This window comes from Dictyobacter aurantiacus (genome assembly GCF_003967515.1).
GTDB classification, from domain to species: Bacteria; Chloroflexota; Ktedonobacteria; order Ktedonobacterales; family Ktedonobacteraceae; genus Dictyobacter; species Dictyobacter aurantiacus.
The window spans coordinates 4,971,625-4,987,111 of sequence record NZ_BIFQ01000001.1 but is presented as its reverse complement, the minus strand read 5'-3'; the positions used below and the strand labels follow the sequence as shown (position 1 = coordinate 4,987,111).

15 protein-coding genes are annotated in these 15,487 nt (G+C 58.1%); 11 read left to right on the top strand and 4 right to left on the bottom strand.

Annotated features, from left to right (window positions below; translation table 11 throughout):
- The first annotated feature begins 26 nt into the window (after positions 1-26).
- From KTT_RS20030 to KTT_RS20005, 6 genes are all read left to right on the top strand, one after another.
- Complete coding sequence (locus tag KTT_RS20030) at positions 27-1,148, top strand: winged helix DNA-binding domain-containing protein (RefSeq protein WP_126597678.1); 1,122 nt, start codon at positions 27-29, stop codon at positions 1,146-1,148.
- 142 nt (positions 1,149-1,290) lie between these two features.
- Positions 1,291-2,463: a hypothetical protein gene (locus tag KTT_RS20025; protein WP_126597677.1), complete on the top strand. Its 1,173-nt coding sequence runs from the start codon at positions 1,291-1,293 to the stop codon at positions 2,461-2,463.
- 183 nt (positions 2,464-2,646) lie between these two features.
- Entirely contained in the window at positions 2,647-3,546 is a 900-nt protein-coding gene (locus KTT_RS20020) for an NAD(P)-dependent oxidoreductase (RefSeq protein WP_126597676.1), read from the top strand.
- A gap of 12 nt (positions 3,547-3,558) precedes the next feature.
- On the top strand, positions 3,559-4,320 hold the full coding sequence (locus tag KTT_RS20015) for an SDR family NAD(P)-dependent oxidoreductase (RefSeq protein WP_126597675.1): 762 nt from the start codon (positions 3,559-3,561) through the stop codon (positions 4,318-4,320).
- 11 nt (positions 4,321-4,331) lie between these two features.
- A complete protein-coding gene (locus KTT_RS20010; protein WP_126597674.1) occupies positions 4,332-5,813 on the top strand; it encodes a four-carbon acid sugar kinase family protein in 1,482 nt (493 codons plus the stop codon).
- A gap of 6 nt (positions 5,814-5,819) precedes the next feature.
- On the top strand, positions 5,820-6,683 hold the full coding sequence (locus tag KTT_RS20005) for a class II fructose-bisphosphate aldolase (RefSeq protein ID WP_126597673.1): 864 nt from the start codon (positions 5,820-5,822) through the stop codon (positions 6,681-6,683).
- 70 nt (positions 6,684-6,753) lie between these two features.
- Here KTT_RS20005 and KTT_RS36205 read toward each other — a convergent pair whose 3' ends face one another.
- Positions 6,754-6,924, bottom strand: coding sequence for a hypothetical protein (locus KTT_RS36205; protein ID WP_160145996.1), 171 nt, complete (start codon positions 6,922-6,924; stop codon positions 6,754-6,756).
- 9 nt (positions 6,925-6,933) lie between these two features.
- Positions 6,934-8,313 (bottom strand): IS4 family transposase, encoded by a 1,380-nt coding sequence (locus KTT_RS20000; protein ID WP_126595959.1) that lies wholly within the window; start codon positions 8,311-8,313, stop codon positions 6,934-6,936.
- Between the two features lie 641 nt (positions 8,314-8,954).
- Here KTT_RS20000 and KTT_RS36785 point away from each other — a divergent pair.
- Genes KTT_RS36785 through KTT_RS19990 form a run of 3 tightly spaced genes read left to right on the top strand, consistent with a single transcriptional unit; the run spans position 8,955 to position 10,755 of the window.
- On the top strand, positions 8,955-9,356 hold the full coding sequence (locus KTT_RS36785) for an alkaline phosphatase family protein (RefSeq protein ID WP_218030937.1): 402 nt from the start codon (positions 8,955-8,957) through the stop codon (positions 9,354-9,356).
- Positions 9,313-10,536, top strand: a complete 1,224-nt coding sequence (locus KTT_RS19995) for an alkaline phosphatase family protein (protein WP_218030936.1) — start codon at positions 9,313-9,315, stop codon at positions 10,534-10,536. The genes KTT_RS36785 and KTT_RS19995 overlap by 44 nt, the downstream gene beginning before the upstream one ends.
- A 27-nt stretch (positions 10,537-10,563) precedes the next feature.
- A complete protein-coding gene (locus tag KTT_RS19990) occupies positions 10,564-10,755 on the top strand; it encodes a hypothetical protein (RefSeq protein ID WP_126597672.1) in 192 nt (63 codons plus the stop codon).
- Positions 10,756-10,865: 110 nt separating this feature from the next.
- Here KTT_RS19990 and KTT_RS19985 read toward each other — a convergent pair whose 3' ends face one another.
- On the bottom strand, positions 10,866-11,213 hold the full coding sequence (locus KTT_RS19985) for a hypothetical protein (RefSeq protein ID WP_126597671.1): 348 nt from the start codon (positions 11,211-11,213) through the stop codon (positions 10,866-10,868).
- 277 nt (positions 11,214-11,490) lie between these two features.
- Between KTT_RS19985 and KTT_RS19980 the strand changes: the two genes are divergently transcribed.
- Both KTT_RS19980 and KTT_RS19975 read left to right on the top strand, forming a co-directional pair.
- On the top strand, positions 11,491-12,804 hold the full coding sequence (locus KTT_RS19980) for a glycoside hydrolase family 16 protein (RefSeq protein WP_126597670.1): 1,314 nt from the start codon (positions 11,491-11,493) through the stop codon (positions 12,802-12,804).
- 414 nt (positions 12,805-13,218) lie between these two features.
- Positions 13,219-14,475 (top strand): YncE family protein, encoded by a 1,257-nt coding sequence (locus KTT_RS19975; protein ID WP_160145995.1) that lies wholly within the window; start codon positions 13,219-13,221, stop codon positions 14,473-14,475.
- Between the two features lie 15 nt (positions 14,476-14,490).
- On the opposite strand, the gene KTT_RS19970 is transcribed toward KTT_RS19975, so the two are convergent.
- Positions 14,491-15,306, bottom strand: a complete 816-nt coding sequence (locus tag KTT_RS19970; RefSeq protein WP_218030935.1) for a cyclase family protein — start codon at positions 15,304-15,306, stop codon at positions 14,491-14,493.
- Positions 15,307-15,487 lie beyond the last annotated feature (181 nt).

Sequence of the window (15,487 nt, the reverse complement as noted above, 5' to 3'; positions counted from 1 at the left end):
GTACTCGCGCCTTGAAAGGATTGAAGATGACAGCACTGCAATGGCGCCAGGTGCATGCCTGGCGCCTGGCGCAACACGGCCTCTCCCCCCGTTTCTCCTCGCGTGATTTTATGCAGGCCGTGACGCGTCCGGCCGGGATTCAGGCACAGGTGATGTCGGCCGCCGAGCTGGCGATGTGTACCCGTGTGGAAGGTTTTGCTTCCAGTGATGTCCAGGCGGCGCTGTGGCAGGACCATACCCTGGTGAAGACCTGGGCTATGCGCGGCACCATCCACCTGCTTGCCACCAGCGAACTCCCTCTGTATCTAGCGGCCCGCGACTGGCAGCATAGCGAAAGCTGGTCGAATTATTTCGCTGAGTTTGGCCTCTCGAGCGCGCAGCAGGAGGCTTTTCTGCTGGCGATTCCACACGTTTTGGAGCAGGGACCACTGACACGTCTGCAGCTGGCTGACGCGGTCGCCAGCCATACGGGGATGGCGCACCTGCGCGACCTGATCCTCTCTTCCAGCTGGGGAACCCCCTTGAAGCCATCGGCCTATCGCGGAGATCTGTGTTTCGGACCCGGCCAGGGGAAGACGGTCACCTTCATGAATCCCAGGGGATGGATGGGTGAGTGGCAGCCCATCGAGCCGCAGCTGGCGCTGCAGGAGATCGCCCGGCGCTACCTGCGGGCGTATGGTCCGGCAACCTCAAACGATTTTGCCTTCTGGTGGGGAGCTACAAAGACCAGCGCCAGGCAGACCTTCCAGTCGCTGGCGGCGGAGCTGGTCGAAGTCGAGGTCGAAGGATGGCGAGCCTTCGCCCTGCGTGAGACGCTGCCGCTCATGCAAAGCATTGAACCCACAGAGCAGATCCACCTGCTCCCCTTATTCGATGCCTACACGATCGGAGCGCCGCGCGATTGCGAAGCCCTGCTCGCCCAGGTCCACAAGCGCAAAGTCTTCAATCTGCAAGGCTGGACCTTCGCGGTCATCCTGATCAACGGCTCCATCCAGGGCATCTGGAGCTCGACCGTCAAACGCGCACATACCATCGTCAAAGTGAATATGTTCTCCCCCGCCAGCGCCGCGATCCAAAAAGGAATTGAGGTCGAGGCGGAACGGCTCGGCCTCCACTTCAAGAAGACGGTCGTGCTGGAATATGCATAAGATCCAGATCCAGCCTGCCTCATCGTAAGCGATCAGGCAGCTGGTCCTGTTTTGAGGATCTTAAGGGATAGACAGAAAGGATTTTCGATCGTTATAATACAACAGGCTCCTTGAGCCAATACTATATTTCCGGGGTAATTGCATGGAAGCAAACGAAACACCACCACTCACCGAGAGTGCGCAAGCAATGCCAGATACCACGCTATCTGCGCGACAAATCTACCTTCATGACCCGTTACTGTTTCTGCTCAAGGATAGGCTACACCTGAGCAATCTCAGGATAAGTGTTGGCGCACTGCTCCCTCCAGGGTTCATCTACCTGCTGTGGTGGATGGTATGGGGAAACAGATTTCCGTCAGGACAGAATCCGGGCCCCCTTGTAAGTATTATTCTTCAGACGTTTGTCCTTTTTCCTTCCCTCTTTTTTATCTATACCAGCCTTCCCACTACTATTGCAAAAACCTTCAATGCATTCTACATGGATGGCATGGTTGGCGCGTATCGTAAAAATGCGGCTGATAAAGAAGCATATACACGCTTCCGACAACGATTCGTCGACTGGATAGATAATCACTGGTGGCCGATTGTACTTATCATCATCATCATCCTGTACGCGCTGCTGAGATTATTTCTGCGTGAATTGCCCAACCGACATCAAATACTGCCATTAGTGGTACGCGGCATCGTGATTGTGGTCTATGTCCCCTTGATGTTCGCGACCGGGATGAGTGTGATACGACTGGTGCTGGCTTTGATTTTTGTGAATCGTCTGTTTTATCTTTTCAAGCTGCGGATCAAACCAGCACTCCCTGATAGCTCCAGCAGGATTCAGGGCTTTGAACCGCTACTCTGGTTCTGTGTCAGCATCATGCTCTGGGTAGTAATCCTGCTGGTCGTCATGATACTTGCGCGCGACGTGGGTTCGCTTGCCTTCCCAGAAGCCGTGCTCCTCGTTGCTATCTATATCTTGCTGATCCCCGCGCTCCTCATTGGCTGGTTGATCTTCCCTCATCGCATGATGGTCAAGGCGCGCGATGAAGAGCTACAACCCCTGGCAATAGAATACCAGCAGGCGCTCATGCGCTCTCTGTCCGCCAAAACGCAGGATACGCAGGCTATCGAGGCTGAAGTGCAGCATCTGGAAACGCTCAAGAAACGCTATGATCTGATCTACAATTCATTTCCCGTCTGGCCCCTGAAAACCCGTACGCTGAGCAGCGTAGTTGCCACCATCATCATACCGGTGATTCTACCACTCGTCTTCCCTTTCATTGTTTCCTTTATCGCATCCCTGTTCCAGAAAATCGGATTTTGAGCCTGTCTTCGCCAGGCGAATTGTCATGCATACACATGGCCTGCTCTCACAAAGATCACCTCTTTAGAAATCGTTTTCTGCTCGGTGCTGCATTGATAGGATACTGTGGTGTATGATAATGGCAGCACCGTTTGTCCGCAGAGCATCGCGGTTGATGCATGAGTATTGAGTAAGGAGGCTTTGATGGGAGAGAACGAGAGGCCGCGCATAGGCTTTATTGGCGTGGGGGTAATGGGGCAGCCGATGGCGCGCAATCTGCTGCAGGCTGGCTATGCCTGTACCGTGTACGATGTGAATCCAGCGCCAGTGGCCGCGCTGGTGGCCGAGGGGGCGCGTTCGGCGGAAGATGTGCGGACCGTGGCGGCCGCCAGCGATATTTTGATTACGATGGTGGTCGATGACGCGCAGTTCTCCGCCATCCTCTTCGAGCCGGGACAGGCCGCGCAGGCGCTGTGCGAGGGCGCGATCGTGATGGGCATGAGCACTATGAGCGTCAGCATGGTGCAGAGCGCGGCGGCCCGCCTGGGGGAGCGTGGAATTTCATACGTGGACGCGCCGGTCAGCGGAGGTGAGGTGGGGGCGATCAATGGGGCACTGAGCATCATGGTGGGCGGACCGAGCGAGGTCGTGGAGCGCTGCCAGCCGGTCCTGCAGACACTGGGATCGAATGTGTATCATGTGGGACAGAAGGCCGGCGATGGGCAGGCCGTCAAGATGATCAATCAGCTGATGGTCTGCGTGCATAACGCGATCGCCGCCGAGGCCCTGGTCTTTGGTGAACGCGCCGGCCTGGATCGGGCCATGCTCTACGAGATCATCACCAAAAGCGCCGGCAATAGCTGGATCTTCTCCGACCGGGGCCAGCGCATGGTCAGCGAGCAGTTCACACCACCCAAGAGCGCCCTCAAGATCCTGGTCAAGGATCTGGGTTTCGTGATGGAGACCGCCAACGACATGGGCCATCCCCTGCTGCTCGGCGGGGTCGCGCATCAGCTGTACAAAATGGCCCACGCGAAGGGATGGGACAACCTGGACGATTCCATCCTGGTCAGACTAATGGAAGAGATTACAAGCAAGTCATAGGGAGGGAACACCATGCAGGATAGATTTACCAATAAGGTGGCGCTGGTCACGGGCGCGGGCTCGCAGCGTGGTATTGGACGCGCGACGGCGCTGGCACTGGCTAAAGAGGGGGCCAGCGTCGTGATCACCGACGTGGTCCCCGAGAGCGTGCAGAAGGTTACAGAGGAGCTGCAGAAGATCGGACCGGCGATGGGAGAGGTGGCCGACGTGCGCGATAAAGAGGCCATGCGGCGCGTGGTCCGCTCCCTCACTGATCGCTTTGGCGGCCTGGATATCCTTGTTAATGTGGCGGGCCTAACGCGTCCGACCACCTTTCTCGACATCAGCGAAGACGAGTACGACCTGGTGCTGGATGTGAATCTGAAGGGGACCTTTCTGACCACGCAGGTGGCCGTACCTGCCATGCTGCAGCGCGGCGGCGGAGCGATCGTCTCGCTGTCGTCGGTCTCGGGTCAGCGCGGCGGCGGCGTCTTCGGCTCTTCGCACTATAGCGCCGCCAAGGCCGGCATCATGGGCTTTACCAAGGCCATCGCGCGCGAACTGACGCCGCGCGGCATTCGCGTCAACTGCGTGGCGCCCTCGATGGTCGATACCGACATCGCCGGCGACCTGCTCACAGAGCAGCGCAAGGCCGAGTTAGGACAGGGCACACTGATGGGACGCATCGCCAACGTCGATGATGTCGTGAAGTGTATCCTTTTCCTGGCATCCGATGAAAGCTCGTATCTGACCGGGGTGACGCTGGATATCAACGGCGGCATGCATATGCACTGAGGCGGACAGCTATGGTAACACTCAGCGAATTAACGGCCCACCTGCCACCACAGCTCGACGAGGCCGCGCTCTTCCCGCTCATTGAGCGCCTGAAAGCCGAGAGCAAGCGCGTGCTCGTCGTCATCGACGATGATCCCACCGGGACCCAGACGGTCTCCGACGTAGAGCTGCTCACCGCCTGGGACGAAGAGCTGCTTACGAAGACGTTGGAACGCGAGCAGCGGCTCTTCTATCTGCTGACGAACTCGCGCAGCCTGCCCGAACACGAAGCGGCCGAGATGAATGAGACGATCGCGCGTCAGTTGCTGGCGGCCTCGCGGCGCACCGGTAAAGAGTTTGTGGTCGCCAGCCGCAGCGACTCCACCCTGCGCGGCCATTATCCAGCCGAGATCTTCGCGCTTGAACGTGGCATGGGGCGAGAGATCGGGGGGCGAGGGGAAGTCGGACGCGAGGTCCGAACCTATGATGGGCATCTTGTGGTGCCGGCGTTTTTTGAGGGGGGGCGCTATACGATTGGGGATACGCATTATGTGGCGACGCCGACGGCCTCGTCCGATACGCTGCGGCCGGCGCACGAGACACCCTACGCGCAGGATAGCGCCTTCGGCTATAGCACGGCGTATCTGCCGGATTGGATTGAGGAGAAGAGCAAGGGATACTGGCGCGCAGAGCAGGTCGTTAGCCTGGATCTGAAGTTGATTCGTGAGGGCGGACCCGAGGCGGTGGCGGAGCGGCTGCGCGCAGTCACGGGCGGACTGCCCATCGTGGTCAACGCGGCTGGCTATGGTGACCTGGCTGTGGTCGTCGCCGGCGTTCTGCAGGCCGAGGCCAGCGGGAAGAGTTTCGCCTATCGCACGGCCGCCAGTTTTGTGCGCCTGCGCGGCGCGGTCGCCACGCGTCCCCTCTTGCAACCAGGCGAGATCGTGGGAGAAACGCCCTCGACCAATGGCGGTCTGGTCATCGTCGGCTCCTATGTCCCCGCCAGTACAGCGCAACTGGAAGCCCTGCTCGCGCTGCCCTCAGTAGAAGGGATTGAGCTTCCCGTTGAGCGCGTGATCAAGAGCGAAGAGGGGGCGCACGAGATCAGCGCCGCCCTCGCCCGGCGCGTCGATGAGCTCATCCAGTCCGGCGTAACACCCGTGGTCTTTACCAGTCGCTCATTGGTGACAGGGGCAGATAGCGCCGATTTTCTGGCGCTGGGACGACGCGTCTCGCGGGCGCTCATCGAGGTGGTGCAGTCCGTACAGCAGCGGCCGCGCTTCATCGTTGCCAAGGGGGGCATCACCAGCCATGACGTAGCCCGGCACGGGCTGGGAGCGGAACGCGCGCACGTACTCGGCCAGATCCTCCCAGGCATCCCGGTCTGGCGTTTAGAGAGGGGTCCTCATGCGCGCTTCGCCGGCGTCCCCTATATCGTCTTTCCCGGCAACGTGGGCAATCCCGAAACCCTGAGAGAAGTGGTGCAGGCATTGTCAGTATATAAGAAAGAGTAAGTAGCCATGCTAGCCAAAACGCTGGAACTAGTAACAGAGGCGCGCCAGCATGGCGTCGCCGTCGGGGCCTTCAACACCTACAGTCTGGAATTGACGCAGGCCATCCTGGGGGCCGCCGAGCAGCTGAAGCAGCCGGCGATCCTGCAGCTGGGTGTCGCCTCCGTGAAGACCGGCGGGGAGCCGCTGGTCAAGGCGACCGTGCTGGCGGCGCAAAACGCAAGCGTCCCGGTCGCGGTCCACCTGGACCACTGCGCCGACCTGGACATGATCGAACGCTGCCTGGCCTGGGGCTGCGCCTCCGCGCTGGCCGACGGCTCGCACCTCTCGTTCGAGGAGAATATCCTGCTGACGAGACAGGCCGCCGCGCTGGCCTCATCGTACGGCGCGACGATCGAGGCGGAGCTAGGCTACCTGGCGGGGACCGAAGACGGCGTCACCATCGAGGCGATCAAGGCCTCGCTCACCCATCCAGAGCAGGCGCGCACCTTCGTTGAGGCGACAGGAGCTTCGATGCTGGCGGTGGCGATCGGCAATGTCCACGGCTTCACCCCCAATCCCCCACCGCTCGACTTTGAGCTGCTATCGCAGATCGCTTCCCAGGTCGATGTACCCTTAATCCTGCATGGCGCGAGTGGTCTGGGCAAAGAAAGCATCCAGCATGCCATCTCGCTGGGTGTCGCCAAGATCAACGTCAACACCGAGGTGCGCACGGCCTTTCTCACCGCCATCGCCGCCTGGGGGCAACGCGTCGGTCCCACTCCCGACGTACGCCGGCGCGGCCAGGATTGGCTCGATCTCATGCGCGAGGCCACCGCGGCAGCCCGAGCAGTGGTGACGGAGCACATGCAGACGGTCGCCATGATGGCGTAGGGTCGACCTTCAACGGTCGATAGGGCCGCTTGCGGCCCCCGTACCCCAACGACATCGCTTCCCATACCTTTCACGTCGGACCACGCCGTCCCTGCCCGCAACGTTGCGCAGGCGTTCCTAAAAGCGAGCGCTCCTCGCCGAGTACCACGTGGGGCGAGGTGTTTTCCACGAGAATCCGGACCGGCCGGGTACGTGGGCTGCCGTCGCTGGCGCTGGCAGCCCGGTCGACCGTTGAAGGCATCTGTTGATACTAAATCACGATGAAGGTGAAAAAACGAGGCACAAAGTCGGGTCGATCCGAACGTCCCTGACGGACACGATGGGCGTAGCGTGGCGGTCGGATGGTCGGCAGATCAGGTGGGGCCGGGGTGTAGGACCTCAGCAGAGCAGGGACGGCTGGCTCGATGCGCCGCGAGGGCCGGATCAAACCCTGGCGCCGACCCACCTCGAGCAGTCGCTGGATCAGGGGCTGCCCACCCGATCGCGTGGGCGCCTGAGCAAGCAAGGTGGCAAGCACGGGCAAGGACACGTCGAAGAGAGGGACCTGGGCGGCGAAGGCCACCTGAGCGTGGAGCGCATGGAGCACCTGAGCCAGGATGAAGGCGGCGAAGAGCTGCTGAAGCACCAGGAGAGGATCGCAGGACCACCACACGCGAATGCCCAGCGTGCATTTGAGCGCTTTGAACGCCAGCTCGATCTCCCAGCGACGCGCGTAGAGGCGAGCGGCCTCGCTCATGCTCAAGCGATCGGGTTCGCAGATGTTGGTCAGATACTGGTACAGCTTGCCGTGATGCTCAAACTGGATCAGGCGCACCCGGTGGGCACAGCGATCGGCGCGGTAGGCTCCCAGCCAGACCAGGGCGTCGAGCGTGGTGCCTTGCTGCACAAAGACGTGCAGGATCTGGTAGGAGGTCTTCTCCCGCATCCGTGAGAGCCAGAAAAAGCCCTGGTCCGTGAGCCAGTCAAACCAGGGAAAGCTGAAGTAGCCCAGATCGGCCAGCAGCAGGCTGCCAGCGGGCAATCCACGCACCACGTCCTGGACGAGCAGTTTTTCATTGGCAAAGACGTCCTCACGGAAGAGGATACGAACCCATTGCTGGCGGCGGACATCAAAGAGGGCGGCCAGTCTGCCGACCAGCAGGCGTGGACTGTCCACGGCTTCATCGCGCACATCCTGCATGCGCCGCTGGACGGCATCGAGCGTGGTTTGATCCAGAGCGAAGATATGGGAAACCCAGGGAAGCAGATCACACTGGGCGACCGCCTGGGTTTGGGCATGCAAGCCGGTGCTCACGCGCAGCAGGAGGCGCTGCCAGACGTCGAGGGAGGTGTGCAAGAGGCGTTTGCGGATGGCGTCACGAGTATGGGGCAAGAGAGGAAAGTGGCCGACCCCCGACCAGGTGATCAGGCGCCAGACGCAGGCATAGCTCTTCAAGCCGCGCAGCAGCGCCAGCAAGACCGCCAGACACAGATGCTCAGAGGAGAGCACTGCGGGTCGTCCACGAGGGCGGCTCACCGCAGCGGCAGGGGGATCAGAGGGTTCGATGAGGCGCTGCAAGCAGCCAACGATCTGTTGTGAGAGCGAATCGGCATTCGCCTCTTCGGGCCCAGATGCGGTATGATGAGGCATACGAGGAAGATCCTTTCGAAAACGTGTGATGACAATTTCTTTGGATGTTCCTCGATATTTGCCACTCTGGCAAGTCTCCCTCCCCATCCAGAGACCTTTTGGCTATTTAGTATCAACAGATGCCGTTGAAGGTCGACCCTACAGGGGTGTTTCTCGTTGGGGAGGATTTTCTTGCCGGGTTTTGGTTCGTGGTGGGAGGCGGTTCGTGGTGGGAGGCGGTTCGTGGTGGGAGGCGGTTCGTGGTGGGAGGCGGTTCGTGGTGGGAGGCGGTTCGTGGTGGGAGGCGGTTCGTGGTGGGAGGCGGTTCGTGGTGGGAGGCGGTTCGTGGTGGGAGGCGGTTCGTGGTGGGAGGCGGTTCGTGGTGGGAGGCGGTTCGTGGTGGGAGGCGGTTCGTGGTGGGGGACTTCTCCTCGGTCGGCTTAACAATGATTTAATGATAATATCGACAATTTTTAATACAGAGGTTCTATGCTTAATTTTAGCGCACAATCATATTCGGTCACTATTTTTATAAGCTTTATTGTCAGTAAAGGCGATATAGGGCCCGCTGCCTGAAGTCACTTCTGATTGGATGTTGGTGATTGGGCGTATGGCACACTCGATTTTATTTCTCTCTAAAAGTTTTTACAAAAGGAAACAGTATGAAAAAGTATCGTGGCATAGTGCTGGTGGCGGCGGTCATATTGGCCATCGGCCTGACCAGCATTCCTTTTATCCAGAATGTACAGGCTTCTTCTGAAGATGTACATAATAGCAGACATCATGTTCTGCTGTTAAGCATCGATGGATTTCACGCGCAAGATCTGGCGCGCTATGTTCGGTTGAATCCTAATTCGACCCTGGCGAAGTTGTCGCAGAACGGGGTCACCTACACCAATGCCTCTACCTCTAAGCCATCCGATTCATTTCCTGGCATCCTGTCGATGACGACCCGTCCCGGCCCACGGTCCTACACGATGGGCATGGAGAAGATCCGATTCATTTCCTGGCATCCTGTCGATGACGACTGGCGGATCGCCCCGTACAACGGGTGTGTTCTATGATGACTCTTATGATCGCACCCTTTCAGCTCCAGGATCTAAATGCGCGACAAAGGGCGCCGAGATTGTGTATGATGAGTCAATTGATAAAGACCCCACGGCGCTCAATGGCGGCGGCGGCATCGATCCGACCACGCTGCCACTCGATCCCAGCAAGGGCTGTACCCCGGTCTACCCACACAGCTTCCTGCGTGTAAACACCATCTTTGAGGTGGCACGACAGGCGGGCCTGAACACAGCGTGGTCGGATAAGCATCTGGCCTATGACCTGCTGAATGGTCCTTCAGGCAAGGGCGTGGCCGATCTCTATAGTCCCGAGATCGCTTCGGTCGGCTCTACAGTGGCTGATATCGAGGCCTATGATGATGTCAAAGTGCAGGCCATCTTGCATGAGATCGATGGCAAAGATCATAGCGGCACAAAGAACGCCCCGGTCCCGGCCATCTTTGGTATGAACTTCCAGGCGGTGAGCGTAGCGCAGAAGACGGCCGGAGCGGGCTATGTGGACGCGGCCGGCACCCCCAGTGCCCAGTTGCAGGAGGCACTCACCCATACCGATCAATCTCTGGGTAAGTTTGTAAGCGAACTGAACAAGCGTGGTCTGTCGAAAGATACCACCATCATTGTGACCGCTAAACACGGTCAGTCTCCGGTTGATCCCAACAAGCATCAGATCGTAGATTCAAAGATCATCCCCAACCTGGTCAATAGCGTCCAGCCCGGCCTGCTGGCCCAGGCGACGCAGGACGACGTGAGCCTGATCTGGCTGACCGATTCGAGCAAGACCAACGCAGTGGTGGCGAAGTTGAGCGCCAATGCGGCCCAGGCTAATATCGGCCAGATCATCAGCGGGGATGAGCTCAAACAGTTCTTTAATGATCCGCAGACCGACTCACGCACCCCTGACATTGTGGTGCTGCCCAACCAGGGTGTAATTTACGCCAAACCTACGGCCACCAAAATCGCCGAGCATGGCGGCTTCAGCGATGATGACACCCACGTCGCGCTGCTGGTCTCCAATCCTGACCTGAAGGCCAGCGCTGTCTATACACCGGTCTCCACCACGCAGATCGCTCCCAGCATCCTGCAGATCCTCAACCTGAATCCACAGGCGCTGCAGGCGGTACGCGCGGAAAAGACGCAACTCCTCCCCGGCCTTTCTTCTAACAAGGGCGACGAATAAGCAACGTTGTGTAACCGGGCCTGGTGGGTGGGATCATTATTATCCCGCCCACTGGGGATCTGGAGCGTCTACTATTTTCTGCAGTACGATTTCGACGATGTACCGGGTGGGCGCGGCATCAAAACTATCTTTTTCAACACGCCCTTCTCGGGCGAGTTTTTCAACGGCACCCTCTTTCAGCCGGCGGTCCTGCTGCCGATGGCGCTGCTGGCTGGCTGAGCCTCGAATCGCTGGGGACGCAAGAAGCTGGTCTACGAACCGGAACATACACGCTCGGGAACGGGGTCGCCGCTCCTGTGGAGGAGACAAAGCCGGGGCGTGCCCGGCATCTACGACGCGAACTCCACCCTCTTCAACAGAATGATCTTCTTGCCCATGGTTTGCAGCAAACGAGCTTCTAGCTCTCGCGCACGCTTCATCGTCTTTCCATCGATAGAAACTTCCAGCATAAGAGGATAGTGTTTAAACTGAGACCAATTCCAATCTTCCTCCATCACATTGTAATTTTCTTTGAGGGAAAAATGCTCATCGTAGTTCTCTGTCCGTACCGAGTAATAATCCCCCCAGAACGAGCTCTCATGTGGCTCAAAAGGCAGGCCTAGCGCATCCGGCAATAGACGTGCGGCAGTATCGATATCGGTATCGGTAATGCCATAAAGATCATATATACCAGCCATAGCTACCTCATTGCAATAGAGCTGTCTTAAACAGCACCATCTGAATACATTGGCTCTACAATCATAACCAGATTATAGCCGTTTCGCCCTAAGATTCGCTTCATCCTTGACAGAAACCGGTTTCTATGTTACGTTTTTTGTATCATCAAATGGATTTGATGTTCTGGGAGCGCGAACAGATATTGCGGCCTTATTATGTAGCGTAAGTGGTATACACTTACTGATGACCTTTTGTACTGTCATACTTTCAAAGGATTGAAAGGAGTAGGTGAGTCTTATGTTCTCGACGCAGAGAGGAGCAGATGCTGCTCATCCGACAGCGGGAAGGATTTCCCTCCAGCGTTTCTCACTTCTTTTTACAGCTGTGCTGATCCTGGCTTTGTCCAGCTACGCACTCTTCAATCGTGTGCCCAGCGCACACGCGGCCTCCTGGAATTTTGTCTGGGGAGATGATTTCGATGGCGCGGCCAACACGCCGCCCAGTTCTTCCAACTGGCTCTACGACCTGGGAACCAGCTATCCGGGTGGAGCACCTAACTGGGGGACCGGCGAGGTCGAGACGATGACCAACAGCACCAACAACGTCTACCTGGACGGCAATGGACACCTGGCGATCAAGCCGATCCGTGATAGCAATGGTAACTGGACATCCGGTCGTATCGAGACACAGGATTCCTCCTTCGCGGCTCCTGCGGGAGGCGAGATGGCGGTTGAGGCTTCGCTTCAGATGCCCAATGTAACGGGTGCGGCGGCCCAGGGCTACTGGCCCGCGTTCTGGATGCTGGGCTCATCGTTCCGTGGCAACTACACCAACTGGCCCATAGCCGGCGAGATCGACGGGATGGAGAACGTCAACGGTGTCAATACAGAATTCGGTACACTGCACTGCGGCGTCGATCCCGGTGGCCCCTGTAACGAGACCAACGGGCTGGGCGGCAATACCCCCTGCACCGGCACCACCTGTCAGGCGGGCTTCCACACCTATCGTGTCGAGGTTGACCGCAGCACATCTCCCGAGGAGATCCGCTGGTATCTGGACGGCGTCGAATTCTGGCATGTCTACTCCAATAATCCTGGGATGGACCCCACCACCTGGGCCAACGCCGTCGACCATAGCTTCTTTATCATCCTGAACATTGCCATGGGCGGCAGCTGGCCCGGCAATCCGAGCGGCGCGACCGCATCGGGTGTTCCTATGCTGGTTGACTATGTGCATGTCTATACGACCAGCGGCTCCGGCGGTGGTCCCACACCCACACCCACCTCGAGCAACCCCACGCCCACACCAACATCCACGCCGACATCAGGCTGCACATCCGGCACAAACTTCGTACAGGGTGCCGCCAGCTCAGGCTCCACGACCATTCCATGGTTCCAGCCCTGCGGCTGGACGGCCGGCTACGTCATCCTACACTATATTGTACCCAATCAGGTGCAGCAAAATGTCTATATGACGTACAACAACAGTACGGCGCGCTGGGAGTACAATGTCAGCGGCCTCGGCTCCGGCCAGACCCTCCAGTACTCCTTTACCTACCAGCAGAACGGGCTGCAGTACGACACGAGTACGTATAACTATACGGCCCCGTAAGTCGCCTGCATCTCGCTTCGCTTCCGAGCGAAGAAAGGAGGCCATGCGCGGCACCAGCTCTCCCAGTGTTATGGATGACAACAGAGAGCAGGCCGCGGATGGCCTCCCATTTTTTAGTAGCTGCTCCTTGCATTGCACCAGCTACTAAAAAGCCAGAGGAGTGCCGTAGGTGTGGAACTTGCGGCTTTCAGAAGTATTTTATAATTTCATGCGTCTTTCATTGACATATATAATTGCATTGTGCTATATAAATTAAAGCGATTAGTTATATTCTATATGCATTTCAAAATGGGATAGCTAAGTTGGCTTTTTTAGCTGCTAAATATCTGTTCTTCTAATATAGAAGGGAAGATTTACAAGGTGAAATATCCTCTGGTAGCTTATCTTTCAAGGATGAAGATTCTCATAGCGGGTATGTTATTAATGATCCTGCTGGGTGCCTGCAATAGTAGTGCTGCAACGAATCATCCAGCGCACGCGACATCCTGTATGCCCCTTCCCGTAAGTACGGCCTATAAGCCATCAAGTTCTCCGCTTACTGTCGCGGTGCCCGGCCATCCTTTTGCAAGCACCATCACCAGCGATGGGCAGTGGATCTTTGTATCGTTGGATAGTTCTAACGGTCTTTTGGGGAGCGGCAGCCTGGCTGTTTTACAGAAGCAGGGAACCAACATATGTCTGCTGCGCACAATTGCTCTTCCTTATCATCCATTAGGCATGGCTCTGACGCATGATAATCGGCTGCTACTGGTGGCGAACGTGACTGGCGTCGCCGTTATCGATGTCGCGCAGGCCAGGGTGGGCGCGCAAGGCGCTATTCTGGGCACGATCCAGGAGGACAGTCAGGTGCACAGTAACGCGGCGGTGGTAAAGGAGGCCATAGAAGTCGTCGTTGCTGGCGATGATCGCTACGCATTCGTGTCCAATGAGAATGATGGGACGGTTGGCGTGCTCGATCTTCAGCGTGTTCGTCAGCATGACTTTGGTTCGGGTGCTGTAGCCGGTCAGATCCCGGTCAATAATGGGCCGCTGAATATGAATAGCGGGGCTGTCGGCATGGCCATCTCGTCCGATAATCGCTATCTCTATGTGACCAGTCGCATCAATACCGATGACACATCTGGAGATAGAAGAATGTGTGGCGATTATCCACAGGGATCGCTCGCTGTGATTGATATCGCCCGCGTGCCGCACGATCTTCCCCATGCGGTGCTGGCCCATGCGGCGGCCGGCTGTGGACCGGTACGGGTCGCGCTCTCGTCGTCGGGGACGGTAGCGTGGGTGACGGCGCAGGGGAGCAATAAGGTGCTGGCATTTAATACGGCACAGCTGCGCGGCCATGCAGACCACGCCCTGCTGGCATCTGTCCCGGTTGGTTCCGCGCCAACCGGAATTATCCTCGCCGATAATGATGCCAAAGTTGTGGTCACCAACTCAAATCGGATCAACAATACCAACTCGCAAAGCGCAACGAATGATCCCATGGCACCGTCGACGCTGACCATCCTTGACGCGAAAAGCGCGCTGGCCGGTCGTCCCGCTCAACTGGGAACAATCACCGTGGGGGCCTTTCCCAGAGAGCTAACAGGTACGCCGGGTGGGCAAACACTCTACCTGACAAACTTTAATTCCAACACGCTCTCCCTTATTAATGTAGAGGCGCTGCCGTAGGTATCACAAAAAGGCTCAGCGTTGATTGTTGACGAAGGCGACGAGGCGGCAGAAGGCGGCCTCGCCGCCATTGAATTTCCAGGGGAAGCAGCCGATCCAGACACGCTGATCGAGGATCTCGTCGATCATGCCGCCGGCGTTTTCGACGTGGAAGACACCGTGGGGGAACATGTCGTAGTGCATGAGCTGCAGGTCATCGTCGGGCCAGATCTCTTCCAGGGGCCGGCCCAGCTTGTGGGCGCATTTGGCTGCCAGGTCGGGGCGCACTTTGCGGATAACGGTGTTCATGGGATGGTCCATCGAGCCGGCGTCGATGGCGAACCAGGAGATCTTGCGCTCCAGGACCCAGTTGGCGAACTCGCGCGTCGGGCCGGGATGCTTGATGAAGTAGCGCGTCTCGTCCGGCTGGCTGTCGCCGTACCAGTTGCTGGGATAATACTTGTGGTAGCCGGTGTGGACGACCACGATATCGTTGGGCTGGATGCGCTGGCCCGTCTTGCGCTCCCACTGCTCAAAATGCTCTGAGGTATAGATATCATAGTCGCCGATGCCGAGCGCCTCCAGGTCCACGACGACGGCAGGGCCGACCAGCTTGTCCAGCGAAATGCTGCCGATGTCCTGTCCATTGGTAATGAAGTGCAGCGGCGCGTCGAGGTGTGTTCCCACATGGAGCGTCGAGGAGATATGCTGACCACCGACTTTGTCGAAGGCGACGCGCTTGATCCATTTAATGGTTGGCCCCTCATAGGTAGCGAAGCCCGGTGTGTGCATATCCCAGTTCTGCGAAAGATCGAGCACGCGCATATGGCTTAAATCAACCGGTGGCATCATCTTGTATCCTCCTCCTCCCACGCAACAAGCCGGGGCAAGCCCGGCACCCATGGCGAGACGTGAACTCCCGGGAACGGGGTCGCTTCGCGACAAGCGCCCGCAAGGGGCGCACCTACGGCGACAAAGCCGGGGCAAGCCCGGCACCTACGATACGGGTTCCATATAATTGGTGTGTGTGTGT